A 15753-nucleotide genomic window follows, 5' to 3' on the forward strand; every position below is an offset into this window, starting at 1 on the left:
CAACTGGAGCAGCGGTTTGGTCGGCTGAACCGCTGGAGCAGAAGCACAGTGGTCAACGGTGGGCGCCGTCTGAGCGACACCGCCGACATTGCTGCCTGGTATGACGAGGGCAAGGCCACTGTCTGGTTCTCCACTGGCTGCGGTAAGAAGCGATTCCCAATCCGGGCGGCACGGCTGCGGCTCGAACCTGCGTCCGCGCGGTGCCCGTTCAGATGAACACGTGGTCGTCGGCGCATAGGAGAAGGGCCTCCTGAACATCTCGGTGATGTCGAGTCAACCGAGCAACAGGAGGCCCTCGTGTCCCACTCTGTCCTGCCCGTGTCCGCCCCGTCCAGCTCCGGCACCTCACCGTGTGACTGCCTCGCCCATCTGTACGGCAACGCCGCGGACAACCCGGATCGCGAACCGGGCTACGACTCCGACCTGACGGACGCGGAGTGGGCCGTGATCCGGCCCCTGCTCCCCGTCCCGGCCTGGCTCAACGGACGGGGCGGACGCCCGGAAAGCTACTGCCACCGTCAGGTGATCGATGCCGTGCGCTACCTGGTCGCCGAGGGGGTGCGCTGGGCAAGCCTGCCGCGCGACTTCCCGAAGTGGCGGGCCGTCTACCGCTTCTTCCGCCGCTGGCGCGACAACGGCCTGATCAAGGAACTCTACGGACGGCTCCGTGCCCGCCTGCGCGAACTGGCCGGCAAGGACACCGAGCCGACGGCCGCGATCATCGACTCGCAGTCCGTGAAAGGCGACGCCACGGTGCCGGCCCGCTCACGCGGCTACGACGCCGGAAAGAAGATCAACGGGCGTAAACGGCACATCGCCACCGACACCCTCGGCCTGCTCCTGACCGTGATCGTGACCGCCGCCTCGGTCAGCGACCGCGGCGCCGGCGCCGACCTGCTGCGAGCCCTGCGCGAGCGGCACCACACACTCCGCCTGGTCTGGGCCGACGGCGGCTACACCGGCTGGCTCGTCACCTTCGCCGCCGACGTCCTCACCCTCGCGCTGACCATCGTCAAACGCCCCGACGACACCACCGGCTTCACCGTCCTGCCCCGCCGCTGGGTCGTGGAGCGGACGTTCGCCTGGCTGATCCGGGCCCGCCGCCTCGCCCGCGACTACGAAACGCGCACCGACAGTGCCGAGGCCATGACCTGGTGGGCGGCCACCATCCCCGCCACCCGCCGCCTCGCCCGCGGCGGTGCCCCCGCACCCCGCCGCCTCAAGCAGACCAACCCGGCCCCGGCCTGAACAACCCCGGCCCCGCCTCGACGAGCCACCCCCGCTCCACCAGCCTCTTCGCCCTGAACCGGGCCGCCTGCTCCCGCGCATCCGTGGCCTGCCAGCCCAGACCGTCCCGCAGCCCCCTCGCCCGCACACCACCGCCGCCCCCGGCGCCGTCACGCTCGACCAGGGACACGATCCGGGCGTACTCCTCCGGCAGGGCAGACCGCTCCAGGCCCTCTGCCCACACCGGCACCCCGGCCTTCCGGCCCGCACCGCCACCGACCACCACCGCCTCCCCGGCGGCCGCCTCCGTCACCCGCGCCGGCGCACCGGACAACGCGTCCACCAGCTCCTCACGCGCGATCACCGCCCGCCGCGCGGCCTCCTCCGCTTCCACCACCGCGACCTGAAGCCGCTCCAGCTCCACCCTCAGCTCCTCGGCCCGCGCAAGCGCCACCCGCTCGCGTTCTTCCAGCAACCCCATCGCCGACGGCATCGGCCACCTCCGCACACCGGGACTTGAACACGACGGCCCGAGCATGCCTTTACGACGCAGCAACCATGCCTGAACTGGGAAAACTTGAAGCTACGTCCGCTTTAGGAATCGCTTCTAAGACTGCGGCTGGGGTGTCTGCGGCGCTCTTCGGCCTTGAGCGCAGCCACCGCTTTCTTGTCTTCGAGACCAAAGCGGTAGGTGCTTGGCCCCGGCGTGACGCTTACGACTTGGTCCTCCGCGACGAGGCCCATCGGTCTCAGACTGGGCCAGCTGCTGACGACCGAAATGATCTCGGCAGCGCGCAGCTGACCCGGGCGCTCGCGCTGTTCACCTCGCTGGCTGGTCTGCAGGATTGGCTGCGTCAGCGCCGTACAGCTCACCTGCAAGATGCTCGGGTCGCAGTTCCACCAGTATCTGAGACGGCCGAGCCTCTGTCTCGGGCCTGCGGCGTGCGCCGTCTCGCTGTGCCCCTTGTCCCACGAGCACCAGGGCGTGAACGCCCGGGTGTCGTTGAACTTGGGGACTACGTCTTGGGTGCCTGACCGGGGGCTGAAGCGCCTGAGCTGTCCCTGTATCTGAAGGGGACATGCGCTCAAATGGAACGCCTGATTATCGAATTTGTCTTGTTCCTTGAGGCCTTGGGCCTGCTGCTGCTGGTTGCGACACGGTTGACGAACGAGATCACCGCGTTTGTTGAGGCCCTGAAGCGGCTGTTCCGCGGGCCGGGAAGTGGCCCTGAGGGGCAGGCCTGAAGACGGGGTGGGGCGGCCACTGCCGCCCCACCCTACCCGCGATCACATCAGGGTGAGCTGATCCGGATTGCCAGCGGGCGGCTCGGGCGGCCTGGGTGGTGCGTCGGGTGCGTTCCGATCGGTTCGCAGCCACCACGCGAACTGCCAGTTGCGGCAGGTCCGGTACCTCCACGAGTCCCGCTTGCGGGCCCAGCCGGGTATCGAGTGCTCGCCCCATCCGAGGATGGGGCGAGCGTTCTCGAGGGTGACCTGCAAGCCCCGCACGAGGGCGGGGCCTTCCCACTGGTGGCCCTCGGCGTATTCGAAGGCCAGGTGTGCGTTCTTCGACCAGTCCCACGGGTGGGGCAGGGCGCACACGTACCAGGCCAGCGGCGGGTTCTCCGCCGGCAGGGTGACGTTCTGGCGGGGGGCCCGCGGGTTGACGGGGTGGCGGTCGGAGACGCCGAACGATTCCAGGCAGTGGCGGTCGAGGTTGACGTTGCGGACCCCGGCGAGCCACATGATCAGGTACGGTGCGGCGCTGTTGATACCGACCCTTACGGGCGGCTGCGGCATTCGGTATTTCCCATCTTGGTATTAGACGGAGGGGCTTTCTCTTTCCTTTACCAATTTTATCAAAATTTCCACGAGTTGCTTATGGTGCCCATGTCGGAATTCGTTGGGGTAAGGCATGTTGAATTCCTCATCGAGGGCTTTCTCATAATCGTGGCCGGAGAGCCTGAGGGGCTTTTTGCAGACGGCGCGCAGGGTGGCGTTGGAGCGGCCGGCGACCTTCACCTCCCCGAAGTACGCCTCCAGCAGCTCCTGCAGCGACTCCGGCGTGTGGTAGCGGATCCGCATCCACTTGCCCTGCATGAACCGCATGTCGACGTTCTCGGCGTCGAGGAAGCTCAGCCGGGTGGATTCACGGCTGGTGGAGTGCTGCGAGTTCTCGAACGCCTGCTCGGCCAGCAGGTTGCGGGTGCCGATGCACACGGTGCCGTCGGCCGCGCACAGCGCATTCACCGTGGTGAGCACCCAGTGCTGGTAGTCCAGCGAGGTGGTCGCGTTGATGACGGAGTCCAGGACCACCATGTCGTACAGGCCGTGCGCTTCGAGCCGCTTCTCGACGGTGCGGACCATGCCGACGACGCCCTTGATGTCGACGGCGTACTTCCCCGGCGTGGTGCGGTACGGCTCGTAGTCGTCGATGAGGTAGCCCTCGGGGCGCAGCTTCTTGGCGTAGTCGCCGTGCCCGGCGCCGAAGTCGACCACCCGCATGTCGGGCCGCTCGCGCAGGCGGGGCAGCGCCAGCTTCTCCCACACCTCCGACTTGTAGGCGAGCTTGCCCTTCTTGCGCAGGGAGCTGTACTGGCGCAGCCGCTTGGGCTGGACGATGTGCTGGTTGTAGACGGGCGCCTGGTCCTCCAGGCCGGACCAGTCGTACACGCCGTACTCGCCGGTGAGGTCCGCGACCAGGGTGGCCGCCTCCGAGGAGGGGCAGGTCCAGGCGAGGACGTCGAAGTGGTTCTTCGCGGCGACGACCGCGTACTCGGCGTTGAGGGCGACCTGCCCCTGGTCGTCGATGACGACGCTGCCCCACGCGCCGTGCCCGCCGGTCATGTAGCTGATGGCCTGCTGGAACGGCTTGTTGCGGGAGTTGACGACCTCGATGCTCTGCCAGGGGATCCACGACCACTCGCCGATGGGGCCGGGCTGGGCGTAGACGATGCTCGCCTCGGTCTCGACCCTGTTGTGGAGGAGGTTGAACTGGATCTCGTCGGTCAGGCGCACCTTCGTGCCGAGCATGACGGCCGGCGTGTGGGTGATGCCCAGCGCCTTCATGGCCTTGGTTCTCTGGTGGCCCGCAACCAGGGTGCCGTCCGCGTTGAGGATGACCGGCTTGACGATGCCGTGCTTGCCGATGGACTCCTTCAGCCGCGCGAAGGCCTCCTCGGACAGGTGGCGCGGGTTGTAGTCGGCGGGCCGCAGGTCCTTGAGCGGGTACGCCTCGTAGAACGTGGTGGTGGGGGCGCCGCTGCTGCTCATGCGTCCTCGTCCTCCTCGTCCTCGTCGCCGCTCTCGTCGCCATCCTCCTCGTCCTCCTCGTCCTCCTCGTCCTCCTCGTCCGAGTCCTCGCCGGCGGCGTCGGCGGGCGTGGGCTCGACGGTGACGGCCGGGGCCTCGACGACCTCGGAGTGGGCCTCCTGCAGCAGGTGCCAGCCGAAGCCGAGGTCGGAGCGGGACTCGGACACGAACCGCTCGTAGATCGCGTTGAGGGTTTCCACCTCTGCGGCGGTGATCTGCACGCGGATGGTGGACCACTGCAGGTAGCCCCACTGCAGGTACTCCAGCTTGGCCATGGATCCGGTGCCCGCACCGTCGGAGGGCAGGTCGATGGTGTCGGGCAGGGCCCGGGAGTCAAGAAGCTTGTCCAGGGCGTCCTGGTCGTAGCCGGTGCCGTCGAGGTCGGGCAGTTCCTCGAGGATGTCGGCCAGCAGTTCGCTGTCGTAGCCGGCGAGGTCGGAGGTGCGGTTGTCGACGACGACGATGCGGGCCGCGTCCTCGTCGGAGACGTCCACCCACGTGGCGGCGATCCGCTCCCAGCCGAGCTGCTTGGCAGCGGCCCAGGTGTGGTTACCGGCCAGGATCTCGTTGGGACGGCCGGTGTGGGTGCCTCGGTTGACGACGATGGCCTTGTACTGGCCGTTGACGCGCAGCGAGTCGGCGATGGCGTCGACGTCGCCGCTGCGGGGATTGCGGTGGTACTCGGTCAGGTCGTCGATCGGTACCGCCAGCGGCAGCAGCGACTCAGGGATGTGGGCGGGCGCAGCACTCACAGCAGGAGCCCTTCGTGTAGGAGCGTGCCCCCGCGCCCTACGCCCGCCCAGATTAGAGGATCACGCGCTCAGCAGCTCCAGCTGAGCCTGCGGTTCATCGTCGGCGGGCGGCTTGCGGGCCGCGCGCAGCAGATCCCGCGCCCGCGTCTCGCCCTTGCCGATGTCCACCGACCACTGCGGTGCTGTCAGCTTGGGCCGGTCGGTCAGCGCCTCGCGGGTCAAGGCGACGCGTTCCTCCTCGGTGCTGCACTTCTCGTACAGCACCGCCCAGGACCTGTTGGTGTCCGGCTGCAGCGGGGGCCGCTGCCGCTGCGGGCGCTGCTGGGTGCTGTCGTCGGCGGCCGTCTCCTGCGGCTGGTCCTGCTGTTCGGGCTTGGTGTGCTGCTGCTCGGCGTCGTCGACGTGCTGCGTGGTGCTGTCGTCTGCTGCCGCTGTTGGCGTTGGTGCTGCCTCGGGTGCTGACGCTGCCTCGGATGCCGCTGCTGGTGCTGCCTCGGGTGCTGGCGCTGGCGCTGGTGCTTGTGCTGCCGCGCCGGGCTGCTGCAGCAGCAGGGCGCGCAGCTCCTGCATGCCCATCTCCAGGGCGACCATCTGCGCGAGCGGCGCGACGGTGGCGACCGCCCATCCTCCGGCGGTCTTGGGAGCGTTGGAGACGTTGAAGGCCCAGCTGACGAGGGTGAAGCCGATCGTGACGATCCAGTACGGCCTGGTGGAGCGGCGGCCTGCCAGAGCGCGGACGACGCCGATAGAGCCGAGGACGATACCGCCGTCGACGAGGACGGGGAACATCCACGCGGAATGCTCGGGGACGGCGTTGTCGACGGCGACGCGGTGCAGGGCCTCGTAGGACAGGCGGAAGCCGACAGACTCGAATGCGGCGACCGCGACGAGGAAGACGACGGTGACCAGTACTCTCGTCGCTCTGGTGCGGCCGGTGGTCGCGGGCACGGTACGGTCCGGCTCAAGCACGGGAGGCTCGCTCTCCTGCTGCTCAGGCCCTCGGCTGGTGTGTCCGCACCGTCGGGGGCCGTTTCGTTGTTGGGTTGTGCTGCCTACCGTAGTGGTGCTGGTGGAGGCCTGCAGCAGCAACGGCAGTGCCATCAGCGGCTGTTGGCGTCCAGTGCTGGTGGCGGTGCTGGCGGTGCCGGCGGCCGTCAGGTGCTGGTGTCGTGACCGGGCAGGCACAGCACTGCTGTGTGGGTGCGGATGCGCAGGTACTGCTGCTTCCTCGTGTGCCCGTCATGGCGGGCGCGGGCGTCGCCGGCGGGGACCCGCTTTACGTGGTCGAACAGCAGCAGGTCGGCGGGCGGGATCGGCCAGGTGAACTGCCAGCCCCCGGCGCGCAGGAACAGCATGTGCCAGCCGTCACCGGCGTCGGGTGCGGGCGCCAGCACGCTGGGGTGGAGGGCGGCGAGCCACGCGGCGAGGTGGTTGCGCTCGCGCAGGGCGGCGGTCATGGCCTTCTCGTGCTCCTCGACCAGGCGCTGCACGGTCGGCTCGGCCGCATCGACGTCTTGGGGGGATGTGCTCATGTGCTGTTCCTGTGGTCGATGGGCAGTGCGGCGGCGTTGAGGCGCCGGGCGTGCGGGGCGGGGATGGGATGGCCGAAGCGGTTGATGCACGGGCAGCCGATGGCGGCCTGGCAGGTGGGGCATTCGACGTCGAGGGCGGGACGGGCGCCGTTGGCGAGCTGGCGTGTGAGGCGTGCCGCCTCGGCCGCCAGACCCGTCTGGCTGGCGATCAGGTGCTCCACTCCGGAGCGGAGCCGCCCGGCCTCCGTGGTGGTGAGGGCGCGGGATTCGGCGTGGCCGAGCAGGCTCCGGATCTGCTCCACGGTCGGCTGGTCCCGGCCGCGGTGGGCCCGGCTCACCGGCTGTGCGCCCGGTCGGCTCTGCCCCAGCGTCTCAGCAGGGTGCGGCGCTGGTGGGGGGGTGAGCCGTACGGCGCGGGTGTAGACGGAGGTGACGCGGGCGGCGGCCGCGCACCAGGTGGGGAAGAGGTCCTCGGTGGAGGGCTCCACGTCGCCGACCGGCTCGACGGTGTAGAGGTCGCCCAGCCAGTAGCGGGAGGCGTACCAGCGGGCGTAGTCGCGGTCGGTGGTGATGTAGACGTGGTCGGAGCGGCCGGTGGGCGGGTCGATGGGCTGGCCGCCTGCGATGGTGGCGGTCCGGCCGGTTGCGCGGGCCTCGCAGACAGCACAGCCGTCGATGACGTTCGGGGTGTGCGGGGTGATGAGGTCCCCGGGCCTGAGCCCGGGGACTCCACCGTGGAAGTAGCGCAACGTCGCCCTACCGGTTGTTGCAGCCGCAGATCCCCTGCGGGGTACACCAGCTGTCGCACGCGTGGCACCAGACGGCGCCGGGGTAGGGCGGGACGCGCTCGGCTCCGGGCACGGAGCGGCCGTCGGCCTCGGCGACTTCCTTATCCAGCACGGCATAGTGCTCGGCCGCGTGGGGGTCGGGCATGGACTGGTAGGCGGGGGCCATCTGGCGTCTCCGGTTACGGGCAGGTCGGGGCGGGGGCGGGTTGCTTTCGGCCAGGACCTTGTCCAGCGGTCCGTAGCGTTCCCTCATGAGCCGTTCGAACAGGTCGGGGTCGGCGGCATGGTCGGAGCGGTAGGTCGCGGTCACAGGGTTTCTCCTGGGGACGCGGAGACCCGCCCGGCCGGGTGGCGTGGGCGGGTCCATTCGCGGGTGCGCGCAGCGGTGTCCCCGTGTGGCGCCGCATGGGCGGGGCCGGCGTCTGACGGACAGGGCGCGGGGGTTTTGCCGCCCGTCAGACACCGTTGGGGGATGCCGCATGCCACGGCATTGCTGAGGGGCCGGTTCCGCGGCTGCAGCCGTTCCCGATCAGCAAACAGAACGTACCACGATCGAGCGTTGTGGCACATTTATCGACCGGGGTGATCCGGACCGGCCGGAGGCTTGCCGTCCTGGTCAGCCCACAGGGCGGCGCCGTAGCCCATGCCGTCCAGGGCATCGGTGCCACAGGCGTCTTGATCGTCGACAAGGAACAGCGCGTCCTGGGCGGGCTTGACTCGGTGGCCGAAGTCGCCGGGCTTCATGCGCGACCAGTCGGGGCGGTCGGCGGTGTCGCTCACAGGGTTTCCTTTCGCTGGATGGGGGAGACCCATCCTGGTTGGGTCGGGCCGTGCCGGGTCAGACCGCGGCGGGCTTGGCGGCGGCCTTCTTGGCCGGGGCCTGCCGCTTGGGGGCGCGCGGCCTCGGGACGGCGCGCTCGGCCGTGGCCTTCTTGGCGGGGACCTTCGGCTTGGGCCCCGGCTTGAGCTCGGCCGACTCGGCCTTGGCTGCGTCCTCGGCCTTGGCCTCCGGCTCGGCCTTGGCCGCGAGGCTCTCGTGCTCGGCGTCGGGGTTCAGGCGGGCGATCTCGCGGGCCTCGGCGTGCGCCTTGGCCTGCCGCAGGTTCCAGCGGGCCTTGGCGACCGCGTCGGCCACGCGGCCCATCTGGTCCATGCGCTTGCCGACCTCGCCCTCCAGGGCCAGGGCGAGCTTCAGCGGGTCGGCCTTGCCCAGCTCCTCCAGCAGGCCGAGGACCCGCTCGATCCGGTCGATGTTGCTGCGGGTCGTGGTGCGCTCGCGCTGCCGCTCCTCGCGCTCCTCGGGCGTCATGTCCTCCACGAGGAGTGCGAACGTCTGGCCCTGCTGCTGCTTGAGCGCGTACGCGAAGTGGACCAGCTCGTTGTCGCCGGCGAAGGCGCCCTTGGCCCACTTCTTCATCACGGCGGCCTGGTTGCCGGGCGTGAGGGCGGCGATCTGCACGGCGGCCTGCGTGCCGATCGCGCCCGAGTTCACGTGCTGCTGGACCTCTTCGGTGAGGTTCAGCAGGGCCAGGCGCAGCATCACGTACTGCGAGGACTTGCCGAACTCCTTGGCGACGTCCTTGGCTTCGGCGCCTTCCTGCTCGTCCATCAGGCGACGGAACGCCTTGGCCTCCTCCATCGGCGTCATGTCGGCGCGGTTGATGTTCTCGGCCACCGACCGCTTGAACCGCTCGATCTCGGTGAGGTCGTCCTCGGTGATGATGCACTGGATCTCGGTGAGCCCGGCGAGCTGGTGGGCGCGCCAACGGCGCTCGCCCGCGACGATCTCGTAGCCGCCGACGTCGCCGTCGCGGCGGACCTCGATCGGCTGCATGAGACCGAACCGCTTGATGGAGTCGGCGAGTTCCTGCAGGGCGTTGGGCTCGAAGAACTCGCGGGGCTGGCGCTCGTTGCGGCGGATGTCGCTGATCGGCAGCGTCTGAATCGTCACGGCGTCTCCAAGAGGCTGTGAGCTAGGGGCTTTTCCCCTGCCCGCTCCTCTTATTCTAGCTCCATTGCCGGCCTGGGGCTAGATTTTTTGGGGCAATTTTCGCCGGTCAGGACATGTGTCGGGGCGGGCACTGTGTGCCCGCCCCAATCGAACGCACCGGCTGTTCAGCTAGCCCGCACCAGCGCCACCGCGGCGCGCGAGACCTCTTGCGGCACCTGCTCCGGCGCCTCCTCGATCACCACGGCCAGTGCACGCAGGGCCACCTGCGCCTCCCAAACACCCGGAGCGGGGCGGCCGGAACGCTCGGCCTCCTCCATGCGCCTCCGAATGCGTGCCGGATCGATCGCCACTTTCCTACCCCTCCCCTAGGGCGGGACCCCCCGCCATGGACCTACGCCATGCTCGCCAGCTCCACACCCCAAGACGCGGTGCGGCCCCCTGGGCGCACGCGGTCGGCTACCAGGTGGTGTCGGCCGGCTCGACGGTGTGGCCGCCACTGGCGGCGTTGCCGGTGGGAAGGTTCCAGGTCGTGTCGTCCGTCGTGAGGTCGGGAACGACACCGCCGACGACGACGTTCCACGTCGTGTCGGCCTTGATCCGATGCTGCGCCGCCTGCGGTGCCCCCACCGCGACGAGAGCGGCGAGCGCGGCGAGCGCAACAGCGAAAGAGGCACGGAAAGCACGCTTGAATACCACTGGTTCCCCTGAGGTCACATACAAGATGGCCTGACGGGCAGGCGTCCGCGGCGGCAGCAACCAACCGGCTGGGGCCACGAGTTCGCAACCTGCGCCCGTCAAGATCACGATGTAATGGAAGCGTGTGGAAGATCAAGTCGAGGAGTTACCGTACTTTCACGAGCCACACAATTCAGGGGATGTTAGGTGCCACATTTTCCCGAGCTGCCTGATCTGTCCGGACAGGCAGCCGCCGTGTACAGGAAGACGCTAGACGGTAGGTCACTAGACCCGGAGACCCCGGGACTTGCCGAATTACTGACAGCTGGCCTTGTAGTGGAGACCCCTCCAAGCAAAGACACCTACAGCGTCGTAGAACCCCGACACTCGGCGTTCAAGATGATGCAGCAGATCCACACTCACCTATCCGCACTTGCCGCTTATGCAGGGGAATTGCCGGGATTTCTGGCCTCTCTTCAGGACCAGTTCGAGGCATCGAGACCGCCGCACGAGTCGATCCAACACCTCGCCGGCCGCGACCTGGTCAACGAGCACATCTCCCAAGAGCACTCCGCCGCCCGCACTGAGATCATCTCCGCGCAGCCCGGCCAACGCAGGCCAGAGGACCTGGCGTTCAGCTTCGGCCGCGACCGCCGCGCCCTCGAACAAGGCGCGCAGATGCGGACGCTATACCACAGCTCCGTACGCCGCGTCGCCACAGTCGGCAACTGGGCGAAGAACATGGCCGCCGCCGGCGCAGAGGTCCGCACGTTCAACGGCCGCTTCCCCCGCAGCATTATTTTTGACCGCCGCGTGGCGTTCATTCCCGTGCACACAGGCGAGCCTTCCCCCGACGAGGCCGTCATGGTGTCCGATCCGCTGATGGTGGCGCAGATCGTCTCGGTCTTCGACCTGTTCTGGGAGCGCGCCACCCCGTGGCACGGCCGAACCCACAGCGACAAGAGCCTCGTCACGACCGCCAGCACGCGCGCAATCCTGCGGGAGCTGTGCGCGGGACGCACGCAGGCGCAGGCCGCGAAGAACCTCGGGTTCGCCTCCGCCTGGGTCAACGAGCAGCTGGGGCAGCTACGGCGAAAGCTCGGCGTACAGACCCTCAACGAGGTCATCTACTGGTGGGCGACGTCCCCCGACCACCAGGTACAGGACTGACGCGCCCGGCGTACGCCACCCTTACGCGGCGACCGGGTTGTGCCACGTCAGCGTGACCCGGTCGTCCACATCGCGTACCCCGCGCGCCCGCGCCGAACGGACCTCGACCCTCGACAGCAGCAGCATCGCCAGCCCCCGCTTGGAGCTCGAAGGGGCGTGCTCCCACCAGCGCGCCAGGTCCTTGATCCCACCCAGTGGCACGTTCACGGCCTGCTCCAGGAACCGCAGCCGCGCCCGTTCCTTCTTCAAGCTGGCGCTGACCTGCCGGTCGACGGCGACGAACGCGCTCCGCGACAGCTGGCCGTCCGCGTACGGCCCGGCCAGCTCCGTCCGTGACCTCTCCAGGTCGGCGATCCGGCCGCGCGCCTCATCGGCCTCGGCCGCCAGAGCGGCACGGACCTGCTCCAGTGCAGCCTGCGCGCCCGGGCGCATCAGCTCACCGAGAACATGCTCGGCGACGTGATCCTCCAGCAACGACGCGGTGATGCGGACCTTGCCGCAGCCGCCGCGCCCCTCGAAGGTGGTCGGGCAGCGGTAGGACGGAGTGCGCGCACTGGTGCGGCCACCGGTCAGTTGCTGCCCGCACTGCCCGCACAGGGCCAGCCCACCGCTCAGCCAGTAGTCGTAATCGGGTTCGCGGCCCTCAGGGTTTCGCGCACTGCCCGGCCGGCCGGGACGCTGCTGCAGCCACTGGAACTCCTCCGGCGTGATCAGCGCCTCCCGGCCGGTCTCACGTAGCTCGCCGGTGGCAGGGTCACGCTCCAGGCCGGCGATCGCCGGATTGCCCAGCAGGCGGCCCAGCGTCATGGAAGTCCACTCGCCGCCCATCGTGCCCCGGTGGCCCTCGGCCGTCATCCAGGCAGCGACCGCGGCCTGCGACTGTCCGGCACGCAGACGACCGACGGCCTCACGCACAACTTGCTGCTCCTTGGCACGCACACGCGTCAGAGCCTGGTTGTCGAAGCCGTACAAGCGCGGCATGCCATTCCCTACTCACTCAGCAGTCTGTGCAGGTCCTCCCTGACGCAGAGAGCCGATTCCAAGCGCCTCCCAGAGGGCGGCCGTTGGAACACGGATCGTGCTCCCCATCGCCAGTATCCGCACGGGGAATTGACCGGCCTTGATCAGGTCGTATGCCTTGTTGTGCCCGATGCCCAGTGCGCGGGCTGCGGTCACGACGTTGACCGTTGCGGGCAGCGCCAAGACCTCGTCCAGGCTCATTCCGCGCCGATCGGCGGCCAGAGTGCTCGTCGTCGCCATCTCGTTGTCGCGTTCTCCCCCGCGCCAACCTGCGCACACCATACACCGGCAAGCGAAGGATCACCCCGGGAACTTCCGGTAACAATGGGCGTCGACAGAGACAACCCGGCGTAGGGGTGGGGACGATGTTCGAAGACAAGACGTTCAAAAGGTGTGCCTGCAAGGGGCCATTAACTCGCCCGGACGGCACACCCGTCCTCGACGGTGACGGTAAGCAAAAAATCGGCCACCTCGAGCGGGCCTGTCCCCGGCTCAAGGAACGAGCCCACGGCTCCTGGTACTACTCAATCGAACTGGAGCGCGACGGCACCAGGAAGCGGAAGCGGGCCCGTGAGGGCGGATTCGCCACGCAGGCCGAGGCCGCGGCCAAGGCCGAGGAAGTGTGGCGGGCCTCCAAGGCCGGGGTGAACGTCCTGTCGGACGAGACGGTCACCGAATTTCTGGCCCGCTGGCTCAAGAAGAAGAAGACCGAGCTGAAGCGGACCACCGTCCACGAGTACGAGCGCGACATCGAGCTGTACCTGGTGCCGCACCTGGGCACGCTGAAAATGCGGGACCTGCGCGCCCGCCACTGCCAGGGCTTGTTCGACTGGATCATCTCCGACAACGAGCGCCGCGAGGAGCACCGGGCCAGGGTCGCCGAGCTGAAGGAGGCCGCCGACGCGGCGGCCACCGCGTGGCACGAGGCGCCCACCGGGAACCCGGAGGAGAAGAAGGAGCGGGCCCGCCGGCGGGCAGTGTGGGCAGCGGCCCGCGACGAGTACCTGGCCGAGCGGAAGAAGCTGCAGCGCACCACCGGCCCGGCCACCATGGGCACCATCAAGGCCACCTTGTCCTCCGCGCTCTCCGACGCACTGAGGGAGGAGCTGATCGCCAAGAACTATGCAGCGCTCGTGAGCCTCCCCAAGGTGACCAAGCCGCGCGCGCTCGCCTGGACCCCGCCGCGCGTGGCCCGCTGGAAGCGCACCGGCGAGAAGCCGAGCCCGGTCATGGTGTGGACGCTGCAGCAGACCGCCGAGTTCCTGGATCACATCGCCTACGACCGCCACTTTCCCGCCTGGCACCTGGTCCTCTTCCACGGCCTGCGCCGCGGCGAGCTGACCGCGCTTGCCTGGGACGAGGTGGACCTGGACGCTGAGGTGATCCACATCAGGGAGCAGATGGTGTCCATCTCCTACGAGGTGCACGAGGACGCCCCGAAGGCCGACAGCGTCCGCGACATCAAGCTGAACCGGGACTCGGTGATATTGCTGCGGGCCTGGCGCGAGGAGCAGGCCGCCGAACGCAAGCAGTGGACGTCGGCCGGCGTGCCCGCGCCCACCGAGGCCGCCGACCGGGTCTTCACCAAGGAAGACGGCTCGGTGTACCACCCGCAGCTCTTCTCCGACCGCTGAGACCGGCTGGTGGAGCTGTCCGGGCTGCCACCGATCCGGCTCCACGACGGCCGCCACGAGGCGGCGAGTCTGGCGCTGGCCGCCGGCGTCGCCCCGAAGGTCGTGCAGGCGATGCTCGGGCACGCGTCCCTGCGGATGACGAGCGACACCTACCAGACGGTCCTGCCCGAGATGCACGCCGCGACCGCCTCGGCGTCCCTGGACCTCGTCACCGCCTACCGCAAGGCCGAGCAGGCGGCGAAGCTCGGGCATGCCCCGGTGGAGACGGCCGACAGCTACCAGGTACAGCTCGCCCGACCAGAGAAGGTAGCAGCCATGAAGAGGGTGATGAAGAGGCAGCGCCGCCGGGTGGCCTGACAGGCCGCGGGCCCCACTGGGTCCCACTGGGATCCGTGCGGGGACCCATCTTGGACCCATCAGGCCTGTTTTCCCGCCCCGCAGGGCCGTGGGCTAGACCACGTACCGATCAAGGAAATGAGAAAGGCCCAGGTCGGAGGGTATGACCTGGGCCTTTCCTGTGGAGCCGCTTTCGGGATTCAAACCCGAGACCCACGAAGAAGCTGTACGACGCCTTCTCGCGCGGGGCGGTGCCGCCCCAGACCAGGGAGGTGGCCGGCTGCCCGTCGAGCTGGACCTGATACCGCGTCACCACCCCGTCGGTGCGCGGCGGAACCCAGCTCAGGTCGAGGTAGTGGGAACCGTCCGCCCGGTGTGTCGTGGCACGGAAGGCGGAGGGCGCGGTGGCCCGGCCGTCGTCGGAGCCCGGCGCGGTGGTGAGCCGGACGGCGGTACTGGCGGGGGAGAGGTTGTCGGCGGCGTCGCGGGCCCGCACGGTGAAGGAGTAACGGGTACCCGGCCGCAGGCCCGTGACCACGGTCGCCGTCTGGTTGCCGCCCACGCTGTGGATCTTCGTGCGGGCCTGGTAGACGTCGTAGGAGACCACGCCCCGGTCGTCCGTCGACGGCGACCAGGACAGCTGGGCCGCCCGGCTGCCCACCGCCCGGCCGTGCGCGTCGAGCGGGCGGGACGGGGCCGAGTGGTCCACGACGGCGGCCGGGGTCGTCGCCCGCACCGACCGGCTGCGCGGACCGAGCCGGCCGTCGGTGTCCCGGGCCCGCACGGTGAAGACGTACGTGGTCGAGGGGCTGAGCCGGGTGACGTCCACCATGTGCTCGGACGCCGGTACGTCCTTCACTTTCGTGGGGCCCCGGTACACCTCGTATCCGGCGACGCCCGAGGCCGCGGGTGCCGCGTTCCACATGACGTGCACGCTGGTCGCGCTCCCGGCCGCCGCGGTGACGCCGGTCGGCGCCCCGGGCATCCGGCCGCTCTCACCGCCGTCGGTGACGCTCCGGCCGCAGGCGGTCAGCAGCGCCGACGCGACGCACAAGGCCACGACACGCCCGAGCGTGCGGTGACGTCGGGGAGCGGGGACGGGAACGCGTCGCACGAGGCCGGACTCCCCTTTCCAGCAGCGGCGCGGACGACTTGGACGCCGCGCGTGCAATGGTCCGGACCAATATGGCGCCTCGGCGGGGCCGTATCAAGAGGGCCGCCGTCCGGGAGCGCCACGGGACGTTCCGTGTGCGGGAGCCTCTTCCGGAATGAACTCCCCCGATCCGCAGGGGAGTTCACGCTACGGCGCGGGTCGCTGCCGTCGTTGGCCCCGTGCCGGTACGGGCGGCCGGGGGC

Annotated in this window: 20 protein-coding genes; 5 read left to right on the forward strand and 15 right to left on the reverse strand. The window is 69.4% G+C overall.

What is annotated here, in order from left to right:
* Positions 1-369: 369 nt before the first annotated feature.
* Positions 370-1248: an IS5 family transposase gene (locus tag RH94_RS12315; RefSeq protein WP_107428690.1), complete on the forward strand. Its 879-nt coding sequence runs from the start codon at positions 370-372 to the stop codon at positions 1246-1248.
* Here RH94_RS12315 and RH94_RS40315 read toward each other — a convergent pair.
* Positions 1220-1708 (reverse strand): hypothetical protein, encoded by a 489-nt coding sequence (locus tag RH94_RS40315; protein ID WP_143204008.1) that lies wholly within the window; start codon positions 1706-1708, stop codon positions 1220-1222. The two genes, RH94_RS12315 and RH94_RS40315, sit on opposite strands and share 29 nt — an antisense overlap.
* Positions 1709-2316: 608 nt before the next feature.
* Here RH94_RS40315 and RH94_RS40715 point away from each other — a divergent pair.
* On the forward strand, positions 2317-2472 hold the full coding sequence (locus RH94_RS40715; protein ID WP_158073048.1) for a hypothetical protein: 156 nt from the start codon (positions 2317-2319) through the stop codon (positions 2470-2472).
* 42 nt (positions 2473-2514) lie between these two features.
* Here the strand turns inward: RH94_RS40715 and RH94_RS12330 are convergent, their stop codons facing one another.
* From RH94_RS12330 to RH94_RS12380, 11 genes are all read right to left on the reverse strand, one after another.
* Positions 2515-3027 carry a hypothetical protein gene (locus RH94_RS12330; RefSeq protein WP_073947650.1) on the reverse strand — a complete coding sequence of 171 codons (513 nt, stop codon included), beginning with the start codon at positions 3025-3027 and terminating at the stop codon, positions 2515-2517.
* A 21-nt stretch (positions 3028-3048) separates the two neighbouring features.
* On the reverse strand, positions 3049-4500 hold the full coding sequence (locus RH94_RS12335; protein WP_073947651.1) for a methyltransferase domain-containing protein: 1452 nt from the start codon (positions 4498-4500) through the stop codon (positions 3049-3051).
* Entirely contained in the window at positions 4497-5291 is a 795-nt protein-coding gene (locus RH94_RS40320; RefSeq protein WP_073947652.1) for a ParB/RepB/Spo0J family partition protein, read from the reverse strand. The genes RH94_RS12335 and RH94_RS40320 overlap by 4 nt, the downstream gene beginning before the upstream one ends.
* A 60-nt stretch (positions 5292-5351) precedes the next feature.
* Positions 5352-6260 (reverse strand): DUF2637 domain-containing protein, encoded by a 909-nt coding sequence (locus tag RH94_RS12345; RefSeq protein WP_073947653.1) that lies wholly within the window; start codon positions 6258-6260, stop codon positions 5352-5354.
* A gap of 185 nt (positions 6261-6445) precedes the next feature.
* Complete coding sequence (locus tag RH94_RS12350; RefSeq protein ID WP_073947654.1) at positions 6446-6823, reverse strand: hypothetical protein; 378 nt, start codon at positions 6821-6823, stop codon at positions 6446-6448.
* Complete coding sequence (locus RH94_RS43160) at positions 6820-7572, reverse strand: zinc finger domain-containing protein (protein ID WP_107428688.1); 753 nt, start codon at positions 7570-7572, stop codon at positions 6820-6822. Before RH94_RS43160 ends, RH94_RS12350 begins: the two co-directional genes overlap by 4 nt.
* A gap of 7 nt (positions 7573-7579) precedes the next feature.
* Positions 7580-7921: a hypothetical protein gene (locus RH94_RS12365; RefSeq protein ID WP_073947656.1), complete on the reverse strand. Its 342-nt coding sequence runs from the start codon at positions 7919-7921 to the stop codon at positions 7580-7582.
* A gap of 260 nt (positions 7922-8181) precedes the next feature.
* Entirely contained in the window at positions 8182-8391 is a 210-nt protein-coding gene (locus tag RH94_RS12370; RefSeq protein ID WP_073947657.1) for a hypothetical protein, read from the reverse strand.
* 58 nt (positions 8392-8449) lie between these two features.
* A complete protein-coding gene (locus RH94_RS12375; RefSeq protein ID WP_073947658.1) occupies positions 8450-9562 on the reverse strand; it encodes a ParB/RepB/Spo0J family partition protein in 1113 nt (370 codons plus the stop codon).
* A 164-nt stretch (positions 9563-9726) separates the two neighbouring features.
* A complete protein-coding gene (locus RH94_RS40720; protein WP_158073049.1) occupies positions 9727-9912 on the reverse strand; it encodes a hypothetical protein in 186 nt (61 codons plus the stop codon).
* A 106-nt stretch (positions 9913-10018) separates the two neighbouring features.
* On the reverse strand, positions 10019-10366 hold the full coding sequence (locus RH94_RS12380; protein WP_143204009.1) for a hypothetical protein: 348 nt from the start codon (positions 10364-10366) through the stop codon (positions 10019-10021).
* Between the two features lie 270 nt (positions 10367-10636).
* Between RH94_RS12380 and RH94_RS12385 the strand changes: the two genes are divergently transcribed.
* Positions 10637-11407 (forward strand): phospholipase D-like domain-containing protein, encoded by a 771-nt coding sequence (locus tag RH94_RS12385; protein ID WP_073947660.1) that lies wholly within the window; start codon positions 10637-10639, stop codon positions 11405-11407.
* Positions 11408-11428: 21 nt separating this feature from the next.
* On the opposite strand, the gene RH94_RS12390 is transcribed toward RH94_RS12385, so the two are convergent.
* A complete protein-coding gene (locus RH94_RS12390; protein ID WP_073947661.1) occupies positions 11429-12388 on the reverse strand; it encodes a recombinase zinc beta ribbon domain-containing protein in 960 nt (319 codons plus the stop codon).
* Positions 12389-12400: 12 nt separating this feature from the next.
* Positions 12401-12667: a DNA-binding protein gene (locus RH94_RS12395; protein WP_073947662.1), complete on the reverse strand. Its 267-nt coding sequence runs from the start codon at positions 12665-12667 to the stop codon at positions 12401-12403.
* Positions 12668-12792: 125 nt separating this feature from the next.
* On the opposite strand from RH94_RS12395, the gene RH94_RS12400 reads away from it, so the two are divergent.
* Together RH94_RS12400 and RH94_RS12405 are read left to right on the forward strand one after the other, a co-directional pair.
* Complete coding sequence (locus RH94_RS12400) at positions 12793-14061, forward strand: site-specific integrase (RefSeq protein WP_079188999.1); 1269 nt, start codon at positions 12793-12795, stop codon at positions 14059-14061.
* A gap of 9 nt (positions 14062-14070) precedes the next feature.
* Positions 14071-14418, forward strand: a complete 348-nt coding sequence (locus RH94_RS12405; RefSeq protein ID WP_073947664.1) for a tyrosine-type recombinase/integrase — start codon at positions 14071-14073, stop codon at positions 14416-14418.
* A gap of 109 nt (positions 14419-14527) precedes the next feature.
* Here RH94_RS12405 and RH94_RS12410 read toward each other — a convergent pair whose 3' ends face one another.
* Positions 14528-15511 (reverse strand): fibronectin type III domain-containing protein, encoded by a 984-nt coding sequence (locus RH94_RS12410; RefSeq protein WP_073947665.1) that lies wholly within the window; start codon positions 15509-15511, stop codon positions 14528-14530.
* Between the last annotated feature and the right edge of the window lie 242 nt (positions 15512-15753).

The sequence above is a fragment of the Streptomyces kebangsaanensis genome (assembly GCF_001906585.1).
GTDB classification, from domain to species: domain Bacteria; phylum Actinomycetota; class Actinomycetes; order Streptomycetales; family Streptomycetaceae; genus Streptomyces; species Streptomyces kebangsaanensis.